The organism is Streptomyces sp. WELS2, assembly GCF_013870595.1.
Lineage (GTDB): Bacteria > Actinomycetota > Actinomycetes > Streptomycetales > Streptomycetaceae > Streptomyces.
Genome location: NZ_JACBWZ010000725.1, coordinates 1 through 3,167, shown reverse-complemented (window position 1 = coordinate 3,167; position 3,167 = coordinate 1). Strand labels below are relative to the sequence as shown.

Here is a 3,167-nt window from a genome sequence, read left to right as displayed (position 1 = left end):
CTCGGCCTATTAGTACCGGTCACCTCCACACGTTACCGTGCTTCCAGATCCGGCCTATCAACCCAGTCGTCTACTGGGAGCCTTACCCCATCAAGTGGGTGGGAGTCCTCATCTCGAAGCAGGCTTCCCGCTTAGATGCTTTCAGCGGTTATCCCTCCCGAACGTAGCCAACCAGCCATGCCCTTGGCAGAACAACTGGCACACCAGAGGTTCGTCCGTCCCGGTCCTCTCGTACTAGGGACAGCCCTTCTCAAGACTCCTACGCGCACAGCGGATAGGGACCGAACTGTCTCACGACGTTCTAAACCCAGCTCGCGTACCGCTTTAATGGGCGAACAGCCCAACCCTTGGGACCGACTCCAGCCCCAGGATGCGACGAGCCGACATCGAGGTGCCAAACCATCCCGTCGATATGGACTCTTGGGGAAGATCAGCCTGTTATCCCCGGGGTACCTTTTATCCGTTGAGCGACGGCGCTTCCACAAGCCACCGCCGGATCACTAGTCCCGACTTTCGTCCCTGCTCGACCCGTCGGTCTCACAGTCAAGCTCCCTTGTGCACTTACACTCAACACCTGATTGCCAACCAGGCTGAGGGAACCTTTGGGCGCCTCCGTTACCCTTTAGGAGGCAACCGCCCCAGTTAAACTACCCATCAGACACTGTCCCTGATCCGGATCACGGACCCAGGTTAGACATCCAGCACGACCAGACTGGTATTTCAACGACGACTCCACCCACACTGGCGTGCGAGCTTCACAGTCTCCCAGCTATCCTACACAAGCCGAACCGAACACCAATATCAAACTGTAGTAAAGGTCCCGGGGTCTTTCCGTCCTGCTGCGCGAAACGAGCATCTTTACTCGTAGTGCAATTTCACCGGGCCTATGGTTGAGACAGTCGAGAAGTCGTTACGCCATTCGTGCAGGTCGGAACTTACCCGACAAGGAATTTCGCTACCTTAGGATGGTTATAGTTACCACCGCCGTTTACTGGCGCTTAAGTTCTCAGCTTCGCCCACCCGAAAGTGAGCTAACCGGTCCCCTTAACGTTCCAGCACCGGGCAGGCGTCAGTCCGTATACATCGCCTTACGGCTTCGCACGGACCTGTGTTTTTAGTAAACAGTCGCTTCTCGCTGGTCTCTGCGGCCACCCCCAGCTCGAACAGCAAGTGTTCTCACCAGGCGTGGCCCCCCTTCTCCCGAAGTTACGGGGGCATTTTGCCGAGTTCCTTAACCATAGTTCACCCGAACGCCTCGGTATTCTCTACCTGACCACCTGAGTCGGTTTAGGGTACGGGCCGCCATGAAACTCGCTAGAGGCTTTTCTCGACAGCATAGGATCATCCACTTCACCACAATCGGCTCGGCATCAGGTCTCACCCTGCATGAGTGGCGGATTTGCCTACCACTCGGGCTACACCCTTACCCCGGGACAACCACCGCCCGGGATGGACTACCTTCCTGCGTCACCCCATCACTCACCTACTACCAACTTGGGTCAGCGGCTCCACCACTCCCCTTTGCCCGAAGGCTCCAGGGCGGCTTCACGGCCTTAGCATCACTGGATTCGATGTTTGACGCTTCACAGCGGGTACCGGAATATCAACCGGTTATCCATCGACTACGCCTGTCGGCCTCGCCTTAGGTCCCGACTTACCCTGGGCAGATCAGCTTGACCCAGGAACCCTTAGTCAATCGGCGCAAACGTTTCTCACGTTTGTATCGCTACTCATGCCTGCATTCTCACTCGTCAACCGTCCACGACTACCTTCCAGTGCCGCTTCACCCGGCAGACGACGCTCCCCTACCCATCACAGCCTCCGTTGGGAGTACATGCTGCAATGACACGACTTCGGCGGTACGCTTGAGCCCCGCTACATTGTCGGCGCGGAATCACTAGACCAGTGAGCTATTACGCACTCTTTCAAGGGTGGCTGCTTCTAAGCCAACCTCCTGGTTGTCTCTGCGACTCCACATCCTTTCCCACTTAGCGTACGCTTAGGGGCCTTAGTCGATGCTCTGGGCTGTTTCCCTCTCGACCATGGAGCTTATCCCCCACAGTCTCACTGCCGCGCTCTCACTTACCGGCATTCGGAGTTTGGCTAAGGTCAGTAACCCGGTAGGGCCCATCGCCTATCCAGTGCTCTACCTCCGGCAAGAAACACACGACGCTGCACCTAAATGCATTTCGGGGAGAACCAGCTATCACGGAGTTTGATTGGCCTTTCACCCCTAACCACAGGTCATCCCCCAGGTTTTCAACCCTGGTGGGTTCGGTCCTCCACGAAGTCTTACCTCCGCTTCAACCTGCCCATGGCTAGATCACTCCGCTTCGGGTCTTGAGCGTGCTACTGAATCGCCCTATTCGGACTCGCTTTCGCTACGGCTTCCCCACCCGGGTTAACCTCGCAACACACCGCAAACTCGCAGGCTCATTCTTCAAAAGGCACGCAGTCACGAGAACAAGGCAAGCCTCGTTCCGACGCTCCCACGGCTTGTAGGCACACGGTTTCAGGTACTATTTCACTCCGCTCCCGCGGTACTTTTCACCATTCCCTCACGGTACTATCCGCTATCGGTCACCAGGGAATATTTAGGCTTAGCGGGTGGTCCCGCCAGATTCACACGGGATTTCTCGGGCCCCGTGCTACTTGGGTGTCTCTCAAACGAGCCGCTGACGTTTCGACTACGGGGGTCTTACCCTCTACGCCGGACCTTTCGCATGTCCTTCGCCTACATCAACGGTTTCTGACTCGTCCCACGGCCGGCAGACCGTGGAAGAGAGATCCCACAACCCCGCATACGCAACCCCTGCCGGGTCTCACACGCATACGGTTTGGCCTCATCCGGTTTCGCTCGCCACTACTCCCGGAATCACGGTTGTTTTCTCTTCCTGCGGGTACTGAGATGTTTCACTTCCCCGCGTTCCCTCCACTTGCCCTATGTGTTCAGGCAAGGGTGACAGCCCATGACGACTGCCGGGTTTCCCCATTCGGAAACCCCCGGATCAAAGCCTGGTTGACGACTCCCCGGGGACTATCGCGGCCTCCCACGTCCTTCATCGGTTCCTGGTGCCAAGGCATCCACCGTGCGCCCTTAAAAACTTGGCCACAGATGCTCGCGTCCACTGTGCAGTTCTCAAACAACGACCAGCCACCCATCACCC

At 57.3% G+C, this 3,167-nt stretch carries 1 rRNA gene; it reads right to left on the bottom strand.

The annotated features are described in order from the left end of the window. A 23S ribosomal RNA gene (locus tag H5J33_RS28805) occupies positions 1 to 3,111 on the bottom strand; the annotation flags it as partial. Between the last annotated feature and the right edge of the window lie 56 nt (positions 3,112 to 3,167).